Origin of the sequence: Pseudidiomarina sp., assembly GCF_048268165.1 — a bacterium.
GTDB lineage: Bacteria > Pseudomonadota > Gammaproteobacteria > Enterobacterales > Alteromonadaceae > Pseudidiomarina.
Window position 1 is genome coordinate 865,093 of sequence record NZ_JBLWWA010000001.1, and the last position, 16,045, is coordinate 881,137.

The window sequence follows — 16,045 nt, forward strand, 5'->3', positions numbered from 1 at the left end:
TGTGCCTGACATGAAGCTCTTTGCTGGCAATGCGACGCCAGAACTCGCCAAAAAAATTGCCGACCGCCTATTTATCAAACTCGGTGACGCTGAAGTAGGCCGTTTTAGTGACGGTGAAATCAGCGTTATGATCAACGAAAATGTTCGTGGTTCGGACGTCTTTATTATTCAATCAACCTGCGCCCCAACCAACGACAATCTCATGGAGTTGGTGGTTATGGTCGATGCGCTCCGCCGCGCTTCTGCCGGCCGCATCACGGCTGTCATTCCATATTTCGGGTATGCACGCCAAGATCGCCGCGTACGTTCTGCGCGAGTGCCTATTACTTCAAAGGTAGTTGCTGACTTTTTATCCAGCGTTGGTGTTGATCGGGTATTAACCGTTGACCTGCATGCGGAGCAAATTCAAGGCTTTTTCGATGTTCCGGTAGACAACGTGTTTGGTAGCCCAGTGCTAATGGAACATCTACGCCAGCAAGAATTCCATAATCCTGTGGTGGTTTCGCCGGATATTGGCGGTGTTGTGCGCGCACGCGCCATCGCAAAATTACTGAATGACATCGACTTAGCGATCATCGATAAACGCCGTCCACGCGCTAACGAATCGCAAGTAATGCATATCATTGGTGATATTCAAGACCGCGACTGCATCATTGTTGATGACATGATTGATACTGGCGGTACCTTGTGTAAAGCCGCTGACGCACTGAAAAAGAACGGTGCACGCCGCGTATTTGCTTACGCCACGCACCCAGTTTTTTCGGGCAACGCGTTTGAGAACATTCGCGACTCGCAAATTGACCGCGTAATTGTCACAGACAGTATCCCGCTTAGTGAAGAAATGAAGAGCCTGGATAAGGTTCATCAACTGACGTTAAGTGGCATGTTGTCTGAAGCGCTGCGCCGCGTCAGTAACGAAGAATCTATCTCAGCGATGTTCGAGTATTGATTGAATTTCGAGGGCTGCGGTGGTAATATTCCGCGCCCTCGAATAAGCAAGACATATTTTTGAGGAACTTGTCGGGTATTTGGTCGCGAATATCCGGCTTATTTTTATTTAACGGAGACACTCCATATGTCAACTATCGATTTTACTATCCAAGCAGAATTGCGTACGGATACAGGGAAAGGTGCGAGCCGCCGCCTGCGTCGTGCGGAAAAACTGCCTGCAATTTTATACGGTGCTGATAAAGAAGCGATTTCAATCACGTTGGATCACAATAAAGTGAACAACATGGCTGACTACGAAGCATTCTACTCACACATTCTGACGTTGGTTATCGACGGCAAGAAGCACGAAGCTATCTTGAAAGACGTTCAACGTCACCCGTACAAGCCTAAATTGACTCACTTGGATTTCCAACGTGTTGTTAAAGGTCAGAAGCTGCACACTCACGTTCCTGTTCACTTCACCAACGAAGCGACAGCTGTTGGCGTGAAAGAAGAAGGTGGTGTTGTTGTTCACCACGTTGCAGATTTAGAAATCTCTTGCTTGCCAAAAGATCTGCCTGAGTTCGTTGAAGTTGATATCGCGAACTTGAAATTAGGCGAAACCTTGCACTTAACCGACCTGAACATGCCTAAAGGCGTTGAACTAGTTGAGTTAACTAAAGGCGAAGATCACGACCAAGCAGTTGTTTCAATCACTGCACCACGTGTAGAAAAAGAAGCAGAAGAAACTGAAGAAGAAGTATCAGCTGAAGTTCCTACTGCTAAAGAAGCGAAAGAAGAAGACAAAGACGCTGAATAAGGTCTTATGTCGACAATTCGCTTACTCGTGGGCCTGGGTAATCCAGGCCCCGAATACTCCCAAACACGTCACAATGCAGGCTTCTGGCTAGTCGAGCAATACGCTCGTATGCACGGCCATACACTCCAGCCTGACACCAAATTCTTTGGCAATAGCGCCCGTATTCAAAAAGGCAGCATGGATTTGCGCGTGTTACAGCCGATGCAGTTTATGAATCGCAGTGGTAACGCAGTAGCCAGCCTTGCTAATTTTTATAAAATTGCTCCCGAAGAAATCTTGGTCGCTTATGACGAGTTAGATTTGCCCCCTGGCGTTGCTAAATTCAAAACTGGCGGTGGTACAGGCGGACATAACGGCATTAAAGACATTGTGGCGCGCTTAGGCAGCCATGATTTTCATCGCTTACGTATTGGTATCGGTCATCCCGGTGATAAAAGTAAAGTAACCGGATGGGTGTTGGGAAAAGCATCACAAGCAGACCAGCTATTGATGGACGATACCATTACGGAAGCCTGCCGTAGCATTGATATCTTGTTGCAACAAGATATGCGCGCGGCACAACAGCATTTACACAGTTTTAAAGCACAGAGAGAGAAATAAGCATGGGATTCAAGTGTGGTATCGTCGGCTTGCCGAACGTAGGTAAATCAACGCTGTTTAACGCGCTGACGAAAGCTGGTATTGAAGCAGCTAACTTTCCTTTCTGTACCATCGAGCCAAATACGGGCGTGGTTGCAGTGCCTGATCCGCGTTTAGATGAGCTAGCAGCCATTGTGAACCCGCAACGTGTGGTACCAACCACCATGGAATTTGTCGATATTGCGGGCCTTGTTAAAGGCGCGTCGAAAGGTGAAGGCTTAGGTAACCAATTCTTGGCCAATATTCGTGAAACGGATGCGATTGGTCACGTTGTGCGTTGTTTTGAAAATGACAACATTGTGCACGTTGCCGGTAAAGTTGATCCCGCTGAAGACATTGAAGTTATCAACACAGAGTTGGCGTTAGCTGACTTGGATAGCGTTGAAAAAGCGATTCATCGTCAGGGTAAGAAAGCGAAAGGCGGCGACAAGCAAGCTGCTGCCGAAATTGCCGTGTTGCAAAAATTATTGCCCGCACTTGAGAACGGCGAAATGGCCCGTTCAGTTGCGCTTAGCGATGATGAAAAAGCCACCATTCGCAGCTACAACCTGTTAACGATGAAACCCACCATGTACATTGCTAACGTGAATGACGACGGCTTTGAAAATAACCCTTACCTCGACAAAGTACGCGCCATTGCAGCCACCGAAAATGCCATTGTGGTGCCAGTTTGTGCCGAAATTGAATCTGAAATTGCTGAACTTGACGACGAAGAAAAAGCTGAGTTCATGGCTGACTTAGGGCTCACTGAGCCCGGTTTGAACCGTGTTATTCGCGGTGGTTACCAGTTGCTTAACTTGCAAACCTATTTTACCGCCGGGGTAAAAGAAGTGCGTGCATGGACCATTCCGGTGGGCGCTACTGCACCACAGGCGGCCGGTAAGATTCACACGGATTTTGAAAAAGGCTTTATTCGTGCAGTTGTTGTTGGTTATGACGACTACATTACGCACAAAGGCGAGCAAGGTGCCAAAGAAGCTGGAAAACGCCGCGAAGAAGGCAAAGACTACATCGTGAAAGACGGTGATGTGATCTTATTCCGGTTTAACGTTTAAAAAAGCCGTTAATCGTTATTGGTTATTCGAAGAAGATATGGGGCCGATGGGGAGCTGCGGATTAGCGCCCCATTCGGACCATGACCCGTCATACAGCTGCACTTCACTGAAACCCGCAATTCGCGCCGCGACCAACAAAATACACGCAGTGATACCGGAACCACAGGTTAACACCAAATGTGGCGATTTTGGGCCAACTAGCGACACCAACATATCCTCAAGTTCCGCCGACTTCTTGAATCTGTTGTCGTCCAACACATCAAGAAATGGCAGATTAAACGAACCACGAATATGACCACTGCGCATTCCTTTGCGCGGCTCTTCTTTTTGGCCCAAATAACGCTCGCGTGAACGCGCATCAATAATGCTGCTCGCCCCGCTTTGGGTTGCTGCTAAAACTTGTTTGGCCGTGACCAACCATTCTTTATCAAGCTTTGCGACAAAATTGCCACGAGCCGATTTCGGACGCGCATGTTCAGTATCCGCAGGATAACTGTCCGCAAGCCACTGCGGTAGTCCACCGTCCAAAATATAAACTTGTTTGAAGCCCATGGATTTAAAGATCACCCAAGCGCGCGGCGACGAGTAAATGCCCTGATTATCGTACAGCACCAAGGTATCGTCTTTATTAATGCCTAAGGTTTGTGTGGCTAAGGTAACCTGCTCGGCTGTAGGGAATGTATTCGGCAAACTCGCGCTGATGTCGGTAAAGCTTGTCTCTAAAGCCATATCCAGCGAACCTGGTATGACAGTGAGTTCGTTGTATTCAAGGGGAGTACGCCCCGCAACTTTTTTCATGCTTGCGTCAAGCACATGCAAATTAGGTTGCGATTTATGTTCAGCCAACCACTTGGTTGTTACTAGACACGATTTATCTGACGTACTCATACCTTATCATTCCATTTGCCAAAGGTTGTTTACTTACGGCTTAATTGCCGCACGGCAATCTACAGTTATCAATCATTGATAACCAATAGAAACCGCAATCAACATCGCTATCGCACACGCAAAAATAAGCTTCAGCATCAGCGGCGCCACAAACTTAAACCAACGTTCGTAAGGCACACCGGCTAAGCCTAATATGCCCATCAACACTGGGTTGGTGGGTACGATCATATTCATCAAACCGTCGCCCATTTGAAACGCCAGCACAGCTATTTGGCGACCAATACCGGCGGTGTCGGCAATCGGAACCATAATCGGCATGGTCACAAACGCCTGACCACTGCCCGACGGAATAAACAGGTTCAGCAAGCTCTGAATAATTAACATGCTAACCGCACCAAAATGTGCACCAAAAGCCTCAACTGGCATTGCCAGATAGTAAATAACGGTGTCGAGTACCTGCCCATGCTCCATAATCATTGCAATTGAGCGCGCAAAACCAATCAATAGCGCGGTTGCTGTGAGCTCCGCAGCCCCCTCTATAAATTTATTGGCCGCGTCGTTAGCGCCCATTTTAGCGACCAGTGCAGCAAATAGGCCGAAACCAAGAAACAGTGCACTGAGTTCAACCAGGTACCAACCGTGTTCTTTGATACCCCACACCAATAAACCGAGCACAACCACAAAGCCCATCAAGATAATTTTATGACGCCCTGTAAGTGCTGGATAATCTTCGGCATCAGTATTTTTAGCGGGAGTTATATCAGCCAATAGCGAATTGTTAGGGTCTGCAGCTACACGCTTCGCATAGCGGTATACATGGTGAAAACCTATCGCAAATAACACCGGCCAAAGTGCAAGCCGATACCATAAGCCAGAGGCTGGCGGCACTTCAGCAATGGCTTGTGCAATTAACAGCGTAAAAGGGTTGAATAACGACAAGCCGTAACCGATGCCATAGCCAACAATTAGAATTCCCATAGCGGTAATGCCATCGAGCTTTAATGCGCGGCACAATGCCACCAGCATGGCGACAAAGATGAGATACTCTTCGGCTACCCCAATCAAGGCCGAAAAAATACCAAAGGTGAGCATACCGCCCAAAATAAGCCATCCAGTTTTATCCGCAAATTTTTTCAGGAGCAGGCCAATCACCGCATCAAGCATTCCCGTCGCGCGTAAGATGCCCATCACACCGCCTATCAACAAGACAAAGAAAATTACGCCTTGTGCATCACCCAGTGCTTGTGGAATCACAGTAAACAGTGTCAGTGGCGACAATATGGGTTGGTCTGCTAGTACGCTATAGGTGCCAGGCTGCACCACCGTTTGCCCAATGTCATTTACGCTGCGTTCAAATTCTCCAGCTGGAATAATCCAAGTCAACACCAGTGCGGCAACCATCATGTACATCATGAGAACTAAGGTGTGCGGTATTTTTATTTTTATCATGGGAGAACTAACCTACTCTCTTTAATTGTTATAAATGAATCACTTCCTTGTGCATTGCAGCGAGTATAGCAAGTAATCTGTTTTGTGCGCTAACAGGTATCTGTTCTGATTCCATGGCCTGAATTAAATCTTCCACCAGTGCATTAAATTCCGCCCGGGTAATGTTCATTCCAAGGTGTACTTCAGGCATCGGCATACCGGCGTATTCGCACGGCCCGCCACTTAATTCACAGATGTGCTCCGTCAGCATTTTATGGAAGCGATCAATATCGATATTTTCAAAATGGTGAATAATGCGATCGTCTTCAGCTATTTCGAGAATGAACGACTCCATTAACTGGCTGATGCCTTCATATTCACCCAATTGGTGATACAGCGAGCCCTTTTCTGCCTGCGCCAGCGGCGTCATCAACAACCCAAGTGCCAGTATCGCTATTCGTACTATCATGATGCGCCTCTTAGAATGTAACTTGAATGCTACCGTACATACCGGTCTGGTTATCAGCACCTGCAATCGACTTCAAATTGGTGTATGCCAAGGCTACCGCAACCCGCTTATTCGGAAACCATCCGATAAACACATCATGCCAATCATGCTCTTCGGCAAAGCTAAGGTTACTCGGTTTTTGGCGGTACTCCACGCCCACAATCCAATGGCGATTCACAAACATGCCCACGGAAGCTTCCGCTTGTAATTTATAACTGTCGTTCAGGTCACCGCCAAAGCCGAGCAGCCCCATTTCATTGGCTTTGGTAGCGCGCAGCGTTAAATTGACCAGCCAAGTTTTATGCCACGGCCCGTCTAACCAAGCTTTGGCTGCGCTGACGTACACATCAGTGCCGCTGTCATCGCGGGCGCCCACAGCTTCGGGTAACGCAAACGTTTTATTGCGTTTGTGCTGCAAACCAATACTCAGTTGCGGTTCTTGACCATAAACAAGGTCGCCATAAAGATGATATTTGACGCCGTAGATATCTTGCTTAAGTTTCCCGCCCAAACTCACCAGATCAAACTGTTGCCGGGCGTAGCTGAATTCCCAGCGATTGTCATAGTTTAACGTGAGTGCGCTGACACCAAGTTCATAGTCGTCGACGTTGGCGTAGTTGTATGCAACAGTTCCGCCCCACTGGCCTTCTTCAGCATAACTAGAAAGCGTCGCCCACGGCACCAAGCCGCCGCCCCCGCTACCCTCCACACTGGTTAACCCGCCAGTTGCCAATAACTTGCCAAAGTCTGCAGCTGCGGAACTAGATGTTATTACCGCTGCTGTTAGCGCAAGCGACTTGATCAGCATCAGCACTCTGCTAAGGCTCATGGTGAAACTCCTTGATAATCGCGCAGCCACTGTTCGAACTGGGTCGCTGCTAATGGTCGACTGAAATAATAGCCTTGTACCGTATCACACCCCAGCTGCTGCAAAATCTGCCATGCGGATTCCTCTTCGATACCCTCTGCAACCGTGGTTAGTTGCAGTTCATGCGCCAACGCCAACGTTGAGCGCACAATGGTTAAGTCGGCATGACTGTTAGCAATATCTTGTATGAAAGACCTGTCTAATTTCAGTTCATCAACCGGTAAACGTTTAAGTTGAGCCAAGGAAGCATAGCCCGTACCATAATCATCGATAGCAATTTTAAAACCGGCCTCACGCAGTTGAGTCAGCCGTTTAATCGCTTGTTCCGGCTCCACCATCACCGCGCTTTCGGTTACTTCTAAAGTAATCGATTGTGGCGATAGCCCGCGCTTCTGCGCAGCTTCACGCAAAAATTTAACCAAATCCGGCCACTGTAAATCCAATGCTGATAAGTTGATAGCCAACGCCAGTTGCAGCCCCTGCTCATGCCACAACTGCAGTTGATCAAACGCCGCCGTGCAGACCCAGCGGGTTAACCGATTAATTTCTCCAGTTTGTTCCGCCAATGGGATGAATTCGTCCGGCCGCACCACGCCGAGGTGTTCATCACGCCAGCGCAGCAGTGCCTCTACACCCAATATACGGCCGTCTTTGCAGTTAACCTTGGGTTGGTAGTGCAACTGCAAACGTTGTTCGCGTACCGCGCTTGGCAGTGCCTGCACAATTTGCAAACGGCGCAAGTGCTGTTCGTCCATACCATGTTCGTAGGCCACCGCAAAAGCATTGCGTTGTTTTGCTTGGCGCGCGCAAATTTGAGCACGGCGCAAAATACTATCGGCATCGTCGCCTATATTCGGAAAGGTTAAATACCCAGCACGAAATTCAAGTAAATAACTGGTTTCATCAAGCCACCAAGGCTGCGAAAGTGTTTGTTCAATGTCGCGTAGCAATGCCTTGGTTTGTGGTTCGGATTGGCCTTCGCCAATTAAGACGAATTCATCGCCCGCCAAGCGACCAATCCACCATTGCTCGGGGGCACTGTCGCGTAAGCGCTGCGAAATCATTTGCAATAATCGGTCGCCTACCTGTTGACCAAAACGGTCGTTCACTTCACGGAAGCGCGCAACATTTAACAACACCACGTAACCGTTTTGCTTAGACTGAATGGCCCGTGATAAGTAGTCCCGCAAGGAAACGCGATTGGGCAGTCCGGTTAACAAGTCATGCTGCAGTTGATACATAATTTGCTGCTCACGCTGCGAAATACCTTGTCGCATGGTTTCAAACGCTGCGCCTAAAGCGCCAAACTCATCATTGCGTTGCAGCATAATGGGTTGGCTATAGTCACCTGCACCGAGTTGCTCCGCCGCACGTGTCAGGCGAGCTACTGGCTGGCTGATTTTGCGAGCGGTGATCATCGCTAACAACACAGCAAAGATCAGCGTCACTAACGCAATCATTAGGTACTGCTGTTGCAATGTCACAAATTCACTGGTTGCTGCAAATTCGTCGGTACTGAACAGAATCACCAAATTAGGATCGTTACTCAGAGCGTATTGAATATCATTAAAGCCCGAAACATTGGCCGCTAGATTTAGGTTATCTAAGGCCATGCTCAGAGCGATTTCGGGGTCTTCAATCTGGGCAAGTATTTCCTCATCAAGGCTACTTGCAAACACGGTGCGCTGCTGGCGGTTCATAAACGTGATATCAGCATGCGTTAATTGGCGCATTAACACCGCGAAATCATCGTCCACACCGAAACCCAGCGTTGCCCAAGCTATTAAGTCAGGGGCGCGAACAGGCACAGTCACAATTTGGAAAATTTCATCGTCAACCAACACCAATTGCGCGGCTGATTGGCCCGCGGTAAGGTTGTCGATAGTAGGTAGCAGTTGACTGGTGTGCGTTGCTGCTATTTCTTCGCCGTTGGGCGACTGCAGCACAATGAGGTCGGTACCTATACGTTCACCGTGGTTAATCAAGGCAGAAATAATTGTATTCTCGTCGCCACTGGCAACCGCCTCACGAAAACCAAAATCGGTGGTTAATACTTCTGCAGCCTGCTGTAACTGTTGAGCGCGCACGTCCATCAACTCGGCAAATACCCGCTCACTTACTTCCAGCTCTCGTTCCAGCGTGCGCTCTGATTGTTGTGAAGTAGCTAACCACACTGCCACCAGCGAGATAATTAATACCGCGCCAGCCAGCGTCATAAAACTTACCAATAATCGTGAGCGAAAACTTTTTATAGTCATTTTAGTTGTTATTTTTTCGACGATTAAATCGTTGCTGCAACGCCGATGGTGGCGGTGGATTTTGTGCTTGTGGTAGTACCGGTAAATTAACCGTCAGGTTCGTTTGTGCGTTCGCTACCTCAACCACCAATTCATCAGTAATGGTGTCGGTTAAACCAGGATACCAAACATGAATTTGAGATACTTCACCGGGTAATTCAACCTGCCCATCCGCATTGGTTTGCAGACTAAAATCATGAGGGCTGACATAGATATAGGCTTTCATGTGGTCATGGATGTTGCATCCTAAAACCACAATACCCGGTTTATCAAAGCGCAGTTCAGGTGCTTGTTGATTGCTATACAGCGGTAGCTCAAAGGGCTTAGTCGGTGAAAATGAGTAAACTTGATGGCGAATGTTGTCACTATTTGGAAAACTCACTGAACTGCCTTGCGGCACATTAAGTACAAAGGGTGAAAACAGTTTGTCGACTTGGTCCATCACCGCATTATTCACAATCGCGTTTTCAGGTGCCGAATTAGCAACACTTACAATGGCTTGTGGTAACGGTTCGCCATTGGCATCCAGCACTGTCACGGTTAGCGACATCGGTGCCTGAGCGTCACTCGATGTGCTGTATAGAACAGCAGAAGCAGCAATGATTGCGGTAAATAACACCGCAGGAATTTGAAACTTTGTCATACTGACCCCATGCTATCTTTAATTCGGCAGACAATCGCAGCGTGCGATCGGTCCAGCGGGTTTTGTCTCAATGACAAGCCTAAATATATTTACGACGCTTATTTAGGCTGGATCAGAGTGTACTGATATTTATGAACATATTGCACGTATTAATTGCCGATATCCATACTGACAAAAAAGGAGTCAGACCATGGCAACACGAATAGAAACCGATAGCATGGGTGATATTGAAGTACCCGAACACGCGCTGTGGCGCGCGCAAACCGAACGCGCCCGACAAAACTTTCAACTCAGCGCATTACGTTTCCCGCAAAAATTTATTTATGCTCTAGCCCACATCAAGGCTGCGGCGGCAGCGGCAAATGCAGAAGCGGATATAATCAGTAACGAACAGGCGCAAGCGATAACGAAAGCCGTTGAATTAATATTAGACGGTAAAGCGGACGATGCCTTTCCGTTGGATATATTTCAGACCGGTTCTGGCACCAGTACCAATATGAATATGAATGAAGTGCTGGCCAGCTTAGCCTTGCGCGAGCATGCTGTTGAGGTTCATCCGAATGACCATGTCAACGCAAGTCAAAGCAGTAATGATGTGATTCCGACAGCTATCTTAGTTAGCAGTGCCATCGCGCTCAAAACGGATTTAATGCCAGCGTTATCACATTTACGCCAAACCATAGCGACCAAAGCCGAGACCTTAACCGACACCATCAAAACGGGGCGAACCCACCTCATGGATGCGATGCCATTGAGTATGGCCCAAGAATTATCTGCGTGGTCCAGCCAGGTTGCCAATCTTGAACGCGCACTAACAGATGGTTTGGCGCAGTTAACTGAATTGCCGCAAGGTGGTACCGCAATCGGCTCCGGCATTAATGCACCCGATAACTTCGGCGAACGCTTCTGTCATTTTTTGAGTCACCGCACTGCACAACAATTTAGCGCCGCGGCTAATCCATTTGCGGGCATTTCAGGGCAAGAAATTAATTTATTACTCAGTGGGCAACTCAATGCTTTGGCGACGGTGTTGCTGAAAATTAGCAACGATTTACGTTGGATGAATAGCGGCCCCTTGGCCGGCCTGGGTGAAATTAGCCTCAAAGCCTTGCAGCCGGGCAGTAGTATTATGCCAGGCAAAGTAAACCCTGTGATTCCTGAGGCGGTAGCAATGATCGCCGCGCAAGTAGCAGGAAATCATCAAACCATTTCGGTTAGTGCGCAGCAAGGCAATTTTCAATTGAATGTCATGCTACCGGTTATTGCGTACAACCAATTACAGAGTATCGAATTACTCAGCAATGCAGCGCGAGCTCTGGCTGATCAAGCCATCGCTGATTTCACCGTAAATCACGAGCGAATTGATGAAGCGCTTGCGCGCAATCCGATTTTAGTGACGGCATTGAACCGTAAAATTGGTTACAACAAAGCCGCCCAAATCGCCAAACAAGCTTATCAACAACAACGTCCAATTCTTGACGTGGCAACGGAGATGACTGACCTGTCAAAAGAAGAGTTGGCGCAGTTGTTGAACCCGAAAAATTTAATTTAGAAACAGGAGTAAATATGTCACAACATACTGTTATTACGGGCGCTAATCGCGGTATTGGCCTTGCCTTGGCAACCCAATTGCACCAGCGCGGTGAGAAAGTTACTGCGGTATGTCGAACCGCTTCAGATGCCTTAAAGAAGTTAGGTGTGAATATTATTGAAAATATTGATGTGACTAACACCGACAGCATTGCTGAGTTAGCCAAGCAGTTGCGTGGCCAGCCCATTGACATGCTAATTAATAATGCAGGTCTGCTGGAACGCGAATCTTTAGGTAACCTAACCCCACAAACTATCGAAGCACAATTTCGAGTGAATGCGATGGGCCCGCTATTGGTTACCGATGCGCTACGCGATAATCTCAAACAAGGCAGTAAAGTCATTCTAATTACCAGCCGTATGGGTTCAATGGCGGATAACGGTTCTGGCGCCTATTATGGATATCGTATGAGTAAAGCTGCCCTTAACGCCGCCGGTGTGTCGCTCGCTAATGACTTAAAAGACGCTGGCATTGCTGTCGCTATGTTGCACCCAGGTTTTGTGCAAACGGAAATGGTCAATAATGCCGGCGATATCAGCGCGGATACAGCAGCTGAACGCCTAATTGCACGCATGGATGAACTTAACATCGAGTCCACGGGTCAATTTAGGCATAGCAACGGCGATTCATTGCCGTGGTAACTTTGAGGATATAATCATGTCAACTTCTCGCTCGAGCGTTAATGCCATTATTTTTTCTGTTGCAGCCATAGTGAGTGCAGCGCTATTAAGTTCAGGGCTGACGAGCAGCATAAATAACTTTCGTAGCTTTGATCGAGTCGTCGAAGTAAAAGGCTTAGCCGAGCGAGAGGTGGCCGCGGATACCGCAATTTGGCCCTTAAAAGTGACCCGTGCGGGCAACACACAAAACACCATTTATCAGGAGCTCGACCAAGACATTCAGGCAATTCGTGCCTTTTTGCTGGTTAATGGCTTTGATGAGAATGAATTGTCTGTTTCTGCACCTAATGTGTTAGATAAGCTGGCCGAGCGCTGGGCGACTGAAGATGTTGGCCTGCGCTTTACCGGCGATCAAACCATTACCGTGTACACTGAAAAAGTGAACCAAGTGCGTGAATTACGCCAACAATTGTCCGAGCTTGGCAAAAAGGGCGTGAGCTTGAGCAGTAATGGCTATGATACTCAGGTTGAGTACCATTTTAATGGCCTCAACGCGATTAAGCCGAGCATGATTGAAGAGTCTGCGCGTAATGCCCGTGAGGTCGCATTAAGGTTCGCTGAGCATTCAGACAGTGAATTAGGGAAAATTCGCAGTGCCAATCAAGGTCAATTTACTATTTATGATCGCGACTCGAATACACCGCACCTAAAAATTGTGCGTGTGGTGTCCACGGTTTCCTATCAATTGGTCGATTAGTCGTCGATTAAATAGGCAAACTATCCGTTTTTTAAGCAATCGCACCGAAATCATGGATTTTTTAGGAAAAAGAGGTTGACGGTTTCCCCCCTGATTTGCATAATACGCGCCGCACTCAACGAGTGCAGTTTGATAGAAAATTTGATATTGGCTACGTAGCTCAGCTGGTTAGAGCACAGCACTCATAATGCTGGGGTCGCAAGTTCGAATCTCGCCGTAGCCACCAATCAAATCCCTTTTTGGGCGGACGTGGTGGAATTGGTAGACACGCTGGATTTAGGTTCCAGTGCCTCACGGCGTGAGAGTTCAAGTCTCTCCGTCCGCACCAACTCAAACTGTCAGGCGGTATACACAAGTTGGGGTATAGCCAAGCGGTAAGGCAGCGGGTTTTGATCCCGCCATTCCCAGGTTCAAATCCTGGTACCCCAGCCAATCGCCCTTCTCTTCTTGATGCACCCAGTGTTGGGGTATAGCCAAGCGGTAAGGCAGCGGGTTTTGATCCCGCCATTCCCAGGTTCAAATCCTGGTACCCCAGCCATTTTTATCCCCTGTTTGTTGCGGGGGTGGCGGAATTGGTAGACGCGCTAGCTTCAGGTGCTAGTGAGCTAACGCTCGTGGGGGTTCAAGTCCCCCCCTCCGCACCACTTCGGTGGTGAAAACCGCAACAAACTTTTAAAACCCGTTATTCGTTATTCGATCGCTTCGCTTGTCGTTATTCGTTAAACACCAATAACTAATAACTAATAACTAATAACTAATAACTAATAACTAATAACTAATAACCAATAACGCTTTTCGCTTTTCGTCACTTCATTCCTATTGCTTGCTTGATTAACGCTCGCTTCAATGGCATCACCCGATTCACTAACGCTAAACCGCCGGAAATTAACGCCCGTGGCACCACGTGCTGTGAGCGAAATCCGAAGTGAATCGCATCCATTGCGCGCATCATTTGTTGATTTTCGCGCTCACGTACACGCTCATAAGCACGCAACGCTGCAGCTACCGGTTGTTGATCATTCAGCTGGCTAAGCAATTCTTGAACGTCTGCAAACCCAATATTCACGCCCTGCCCAGCTAATGGGTGAATACTATGTGCGGCATCACCAATAAGTACCACTGAGTTGTGAACGTGATACCTTAAAGCGCGCTGACGCCGTAGTGGAAAGCTCGCGAATCGCGATACCTTGTGGTCTCCGATATGGGGTGCAAAGGTTTCATGCAAGGCTTTATGAACCTGCGCATCGCCACTAAGTTGCTGCCACTCCTGCTCACTGCGGTAATCAATCAAACATGCCTGGTGAGTACCCAACGGCAATAACGCAAATGGCCCAGCTTCACGAAACACTTCCCATGTTGCCGGTTGAATCGGCTCACGAACATCCGCAATTGCTAACAAGCAACGCATATCATAATCCCAGCCGCGCATTGCAATACCTGCGGCTTTCGCAACTTGCGAAGTTGAACCATCAGCGCCAACCAATAAGTCGTAAGGGAGTCGCTCACCGGTGTCGAGCTCAACCTGCTGCTCGGCTAATTGAAACTGCGCCACACGCGTTAGGCTTAAGCAGCGCACGCCATGTTGGTCTAGGTGCTGCCACAGCGCCTGCTGCAGTGCGTTGTTTTCAACCATAGCCCCGAGTGCTTCGACGTTCACTTCGCTGGCCGCAAAATTAACACGCATACCATCGCGGCATTCAACCGCTAAATCGGTGTAATAAAACCGCCGTTCAGGGCGCACATCAGCCCATACGCCAAGTTCAGTCAACCAGGCGACATTACGTTGATGAATTGAAGAAATCCGCAAATCCCAGTCACCTGTACTGGTCGCCGGTTTACCCGCCTCAATCACGGTTACGTCATGGCCGCTTTGGGCGAAAGCCAATGCCGCTGAAGCTCCCACCATGCCACCACCGATTACGACAATTTGCATCTCTATAATCCACTGAATCGTTTAACGTACTGCGCATCATAGAAAATACTGCGCCACAAATACACCAACAACGCTAAAAAACATTGCTAAACGCCAGCATTGTGAACGTGATAAGATAGCGCCTTATTTGGCTCTCATCTTTTTAACGGCGACGTAAGCCGTGTAAGGATTCTATGGACACCCCACAACGAACGGTGTTTATTGCCTCCGCGCTAGTGCTTGGCGCCGAGCTTTGCTTTGCTGGCGTCAGCGCATTGGTCAAGTATCTGAGCACTGATTTACCCTCTGAACAGCTGGTATTTTTCAGAAATTTGATGGCGTTTGTGGTGCTGTTACCGTGGATATGGCGTAAAGGGCCAAGTGCTTTTAAAACCAAGGCTTGGGGATTTCATATAACGCGCGGTTTAGCAGGCCTTGCGGCCATGTATTTATTTTTCTATGCAATTGCCAATTTGCCACTGGCGCAAGCAACCTTAGTGCTGTTGCTGTCGCCCTTTCTGATTCCAATAATTGGGCGGGTATGGCTTAAAGAGCGTGTGCTTGCCCAAACCTGGCTGGCGATTGCTATTGGCTTTGTTGGGGTTTTTGTTTTTTTAAACCCTGCGCAAACCACATTGTCGCCGATTGTTGGTATTGCGTTTATCGCGGCATGTTTAGCCGCATTCACCAAAACATTGATCCGGCAGATGTCCGCAACCGAGTCGTCCAGTAAAATTGTGTTCTATTTCGCGACTCTCGCTACCGTGATATCGGCACTACCACTGATTTGGCGCGGCGAGTCCATTGCCAGTGAACACTGGTTTGGGATCATGGTGATGGGTGCACTCGCCGTGGCGGGTCAGCTCGGCATGACCAAGGCCTTTGCCTTAGCCCCAGCAGCACGGGTTGGCGTTTTCACCTACAGCTCGGTGATATTTGCCGCTTTAATGGGTTATTGGTTTTGGGATGAACCCATTACCGTGAGTATGATTTTAGGTGCCACCATTATTACTGTCGCAGGCTATTTAGCCATTCGCACCCGCCGCAAAGCAGAAACTGGCGGCAAAGTTGGCAGTTAGGGGCTGTTCA

15 protein-coding genes and 5 tRNA genes are annotated in these 16,045 nt (G+C 48.3%); 13 read left to right on the top strand and 7 right to left on the bottom strand.

The window, feature by feature from the left end; genetic code table 11:
- The first annotated feature begins 1 nt into the window (after position 1).
- From ACN0UY_RS04215 to ychF, 4 genes are all read left to right on the top strand, one after another.
- Positions 2-949 (top strand): ribose-phosphate pyrophosphokinase, encoded by a 948-nt coding sequence (locus ACN0UY_RS04215; RefSeq protein WP_417665503.1) that lies wholly within the window; start codon positions 2-4, stop codon positions 947-949.
- A gap of 126 nt (positions 950-1,075) precedes the next feature.
- The gene (locus ACN0UY_RS04220; protein WP_417665504.1) at positions 1,076-1,750 is read left to right on the top strand and encodes a 50S ribosomal protein L25/general stress protein Ctc; all 675 of its coding nucleotides are present in this window, start codon (positions 1,076-1,078) and stop codon (positions 1,748-1,750) included.
- Positions 1,751-1,756: 6 nt separating this feature from the next.
- Positions 1,757-2,350: an aminoacyl-tRNA hydrolase gene (pth, locus tag ACN0UY_RS04225; protein WP_417665505.1), complete on the top strand. Its 594-nt coding sequence runs from the start codon at positions 1,757-1,759 to the stop codon at positions 2,348-2,350.
- Between the two features lie 2 nt (positions 2,351-2,352).
- On the top strand, positions 2,353-3,444 hold the full coding sequence (gene ychF, locus ACN0UY_RS04230) for a redox-regulated ATPase YchF (protein WP_417665506.1): 1,092 nt from the start codon (positions 2,353-2,355) through the stop codon (positions 3,442-3,444).
- Between the two features lie 15 nt (positions 3,445-3,459).
- On the opposite strand, the gene ACN0UY_RS04235 is transcribed toward ychF, so the two are convergent.
- The 6 genes from ACN0UY_RS04235 to ACN0UY_RS04260 form a co-directional block, all read right to left on the bottom strand.
- Positions 3,460-4,332, bottom strand: coding sequence for a sulfurtransferase (locus tag ACN0UY_RS04235; protein WP_417665507.1), 873 nt, complete (start codon positions 4,330-4,332; stop codon positions 3,460-3,462).
- 72 nt (positions 4,333-4,404) lie between these two features.
- Positions 4,405-5,781, bottom strand: a complete 1,377-nt coding sequence (locus tag ACN0UY_RS04240; RefSeq protein ID WP_417665508.1) for a YfcC family protein — start codon at positions 5,779-5,781, stop codon at positions 4,405-4,407.
- Positions 5,782-5,809: 28 nt separating this feature from the next.
- Positions 5,810-6,229, bottom strand: coding sequence for a group I truncated hemoglobin (locus ACN0UY_RS04245; protein ID WP_417665509.1), 420 nt, complete (start codon positions 6,227-6,229; stop codon positions 5,810-5,812).
- Between the two features lie 10 nt (positions 6,230-6,239).
- The gene (locus tag ACN0UY_RS04250) at positions 6,240-7,097 is read right to left on the bottom strand and encodes a DUF3034 family protein (protein WP_417665510.1); all 858 of its coding nucleotides are present in this window, start codon (positions 7,095-7,097) and stop codon (positions 6,240-6,242) included.
- On the bottom strand, positions 7,094-9,394 hold the full coding sequence (locus tag ACN0UY_RS04255) for an EAL domain-containing protein (protein ID WP_417665511.1): 2,301 nt from the start codon (positions 9,392-9,394) through the stop codon (positions 7,094-7,096). Before ACN0UY_RS04255 ends, ACN0UY_RS04250 begins: the two co-directional genes overlap by 4 nt.
- 1 nt (position 9,395) lies before the next feature.
- Complete coding sequence (locus tag ACN0UY_RS04260; RefSeq protein WP_417665512.1) at positions 9,396-10,076, bottom strand: methylamine utilization protein; 681 nt, start codon at positions 10,074-10,076, stop codon at positions 9,396-9,398.
- 190 nt (positions 10,077-10,266) lie between these two features.
- Here ACN0UY_RS04260 and ACN0UY_RS04265 point away from each other — a divergent pair, with 190 nt between their 5' ends.
- The 8 genes from ACN0UY_RS04265 to ACN0UY_RS04300 all read left to right on the top strand — a co-directional run bounded on the left by ACN0UY_RS04265 (position 10,267) and on the right by ACN0UY_RS04300 (position 13,688).
- Positions 10,267-11,628 (top strand): class II fumarate hydratase, encoded by a 1,362-nt coding sequence (locus ACN0UY_RS04265; RefSeq protein WP_417665513.1) that lies wholly within the window; start codon positions 10,267-10,269, stop codon positions 11,626-11,628.
- 14 nt (positions 11,629-11,642) lie between these two features.
- On the top strand, positions 11,643-12,308 hold the full coding sequence (locus tag ACN0UY_RS04270; RefSeq protein ID WP_417665514.1) for an SDR family oxidoreductase: 666 nt from the start codon (positions 11,643-11,645) through the stop codon (positions 12,306-12,308).
- A 16-nt stretch (positions 12,309-12,324) separates the two neighbouring features.
- On the top strand, positions 12,325-13,044 hold the full coding sequence (locus ACN0UY_RS04275; RefSeq protein ID WP_417665515.1) for an SIMPL domain-containing protein: 720 nt from the start codon (positions 12,325-12,327) through the stop codon (positions 13,042-13,044).
- A gap of 149 nt (positions 13,045-13,193) precedes the next feature.
- Positions 13,194-13,270, top strand: a tRNA-Met gene (locus tag ACN0UY_RS04280).
- A gap of 17 nt (positions 13,271-13,287) precedes the next feature.
- Positions 13,288-13,372: transfer RNA gene (locus ACN0UY_RS04285), tRNA-Leu, on the top strand.
- 29 nt (positions 13,373-13,401) lie between these two features.
- A tRNA-Gln gene (locus ACN0UY_RS04290) sits at positions 13,402-13,476 on the top strand.
- Between the two features lie 31 nt (positions 13,477-13,507).
- Positions 13,508-13,582, top strand: a tRNA-Gln gene (locus ACN0UY_RS04295).
- Between the two features lie 19 nt (positions 13,583-13,601).
- Positions 13,602-13,688: transfer RNA gene (locus tag ACN0UY_RS04300), tRNA-Leu, on the top strand.
- Between the two features lie 161 nt (positions 13,689-13,849).
- Here ACN0UY_RS04300 and ACN0UY_RS04305 read toward each other — a convergent pair.
- Complete coding sequence (locus tag ACN0UY_RS04305; RefSeq protein WP_417665516.1) at positions 13,850-14,977, bottom strand: FAD-dependent oxidoreductase; 1,128 nt, start codon at positions 14,975-14,977, stop codon at positions 13,850-13,852.
- A gap of 173 nt (positions 14,978-15,150) precedes the next feature.
- Between ACN0UY_RS04305 and ACN0UY_RS04310 the strand changes: the two genes are divergently transcribed.
- The gene (locus tag ACN0UY_RS04310; RefSeq protein WP_417665517.1) at positions 15,151-16,035 is read left to right on the top strand and encodes a DMT family transporter; all 885 of its coding nucleotides are present in this window, start codon (positions 15,151-15,153) and stop codon (positions 16,033-16,035) included.
- Positions 16,036-16,045 lie beyond the last annotated feature (10 nt).

Coding starts and splice junctions, on each gene's coding strand:
- ACN0UY_RS04220 (WP_417665504.1), top strand. CDS start 1,076: ATGTCAACTATCGATTTTACTATCCAAGCAGAATTGCGTACGGATACA.
- pth (WP_417665505.1), top strand. CDS start 1,757: ATGTCGACAATTCGCTTACTCGTGGGCCTGGGTAATCCAGGCCCCGAA.
- ychF (WP_417665506.1), top strand. CDS start 2,353: ATGGGATTCAAGTGTGGTATCGTCGGCTTGCCGAACGTAGGTAAATCA.
- ACN0UY_RS04235 (WP_417665507.1), bottom strand. CDS start 4,332: ATGAGTACGTCAGATAAATCGTGTCTAGTAACAACCAAGTGGTTGGCT.
- ACN0UY_RS04240 (WP_417665508.1), bottom strand. CDS start 5,781: ATGATAAAAATAAAAATACCGCACACCTTAGTTCTCATGATGTACATG.
- ACN0UY_RS04245 (WP_417665509.1), bottom strand. CDS start 6,229: ATGATAGTACGAATAGCGATACTGGCACTTGGGTTGTTGATGACGCCG.
- ACN0UY_RS04250 (WP_417665510.1), bottom strand. CDS start 7,097: ATGAGCCTTAGCAGAGTGCTGATGCTGATCAAGTCGCTTGCGCTAACA.
- ACN0UY_RS04255 (WP_417665511.1), bottom strand. CDS start 9,394: ATGACTATAAAAAGTTTTCGCTCACGATTATTGGTAAGTTTTATGACG.
- ACN0UY_RS04260 (WP_417665512.1), bottom strand. CDS start 10,076: ATGACAAAGTTTCAAATTCCTGCGGTGTTATTTACCGCAATCATTGCT.
- ACN0UY_RS04265 (WP_417665513.1), top strand. CDS start 10,267: ATGGCAACACGAATAGAAACCGATAGCATGGGTGATATTGAAGTACCC.
- ACN0UY_RS04270 (WP_417665514.1), top strand. CDS start 11,643: ATGTCACAACATACTGTTATTACGGGCGCTAATCGCGGTATTGGCCTT.
- ACN0UY_RS04275 (WP_417665515.1), top strand. CDS start 12,325: ATGTCAACTTCTCGCTCGAGCGTTAATGCCATTATTTTTTCTGTTGCA.
- ACN0UY_RS04305 (WP_417665516.1), bottom strand. CDS start 14,977: ATGCAAATTGTCGTAATCGGTGGTGGCATGGTGGGAGCTTCAGCGGCA.
- ACN0UY_RS04310 (WP_417665517.1), top strand. CDS start 15,151: ATGGACACCCCACAACGAACGGTGTTTATTGCCTCCGCGCTAGTGCTT.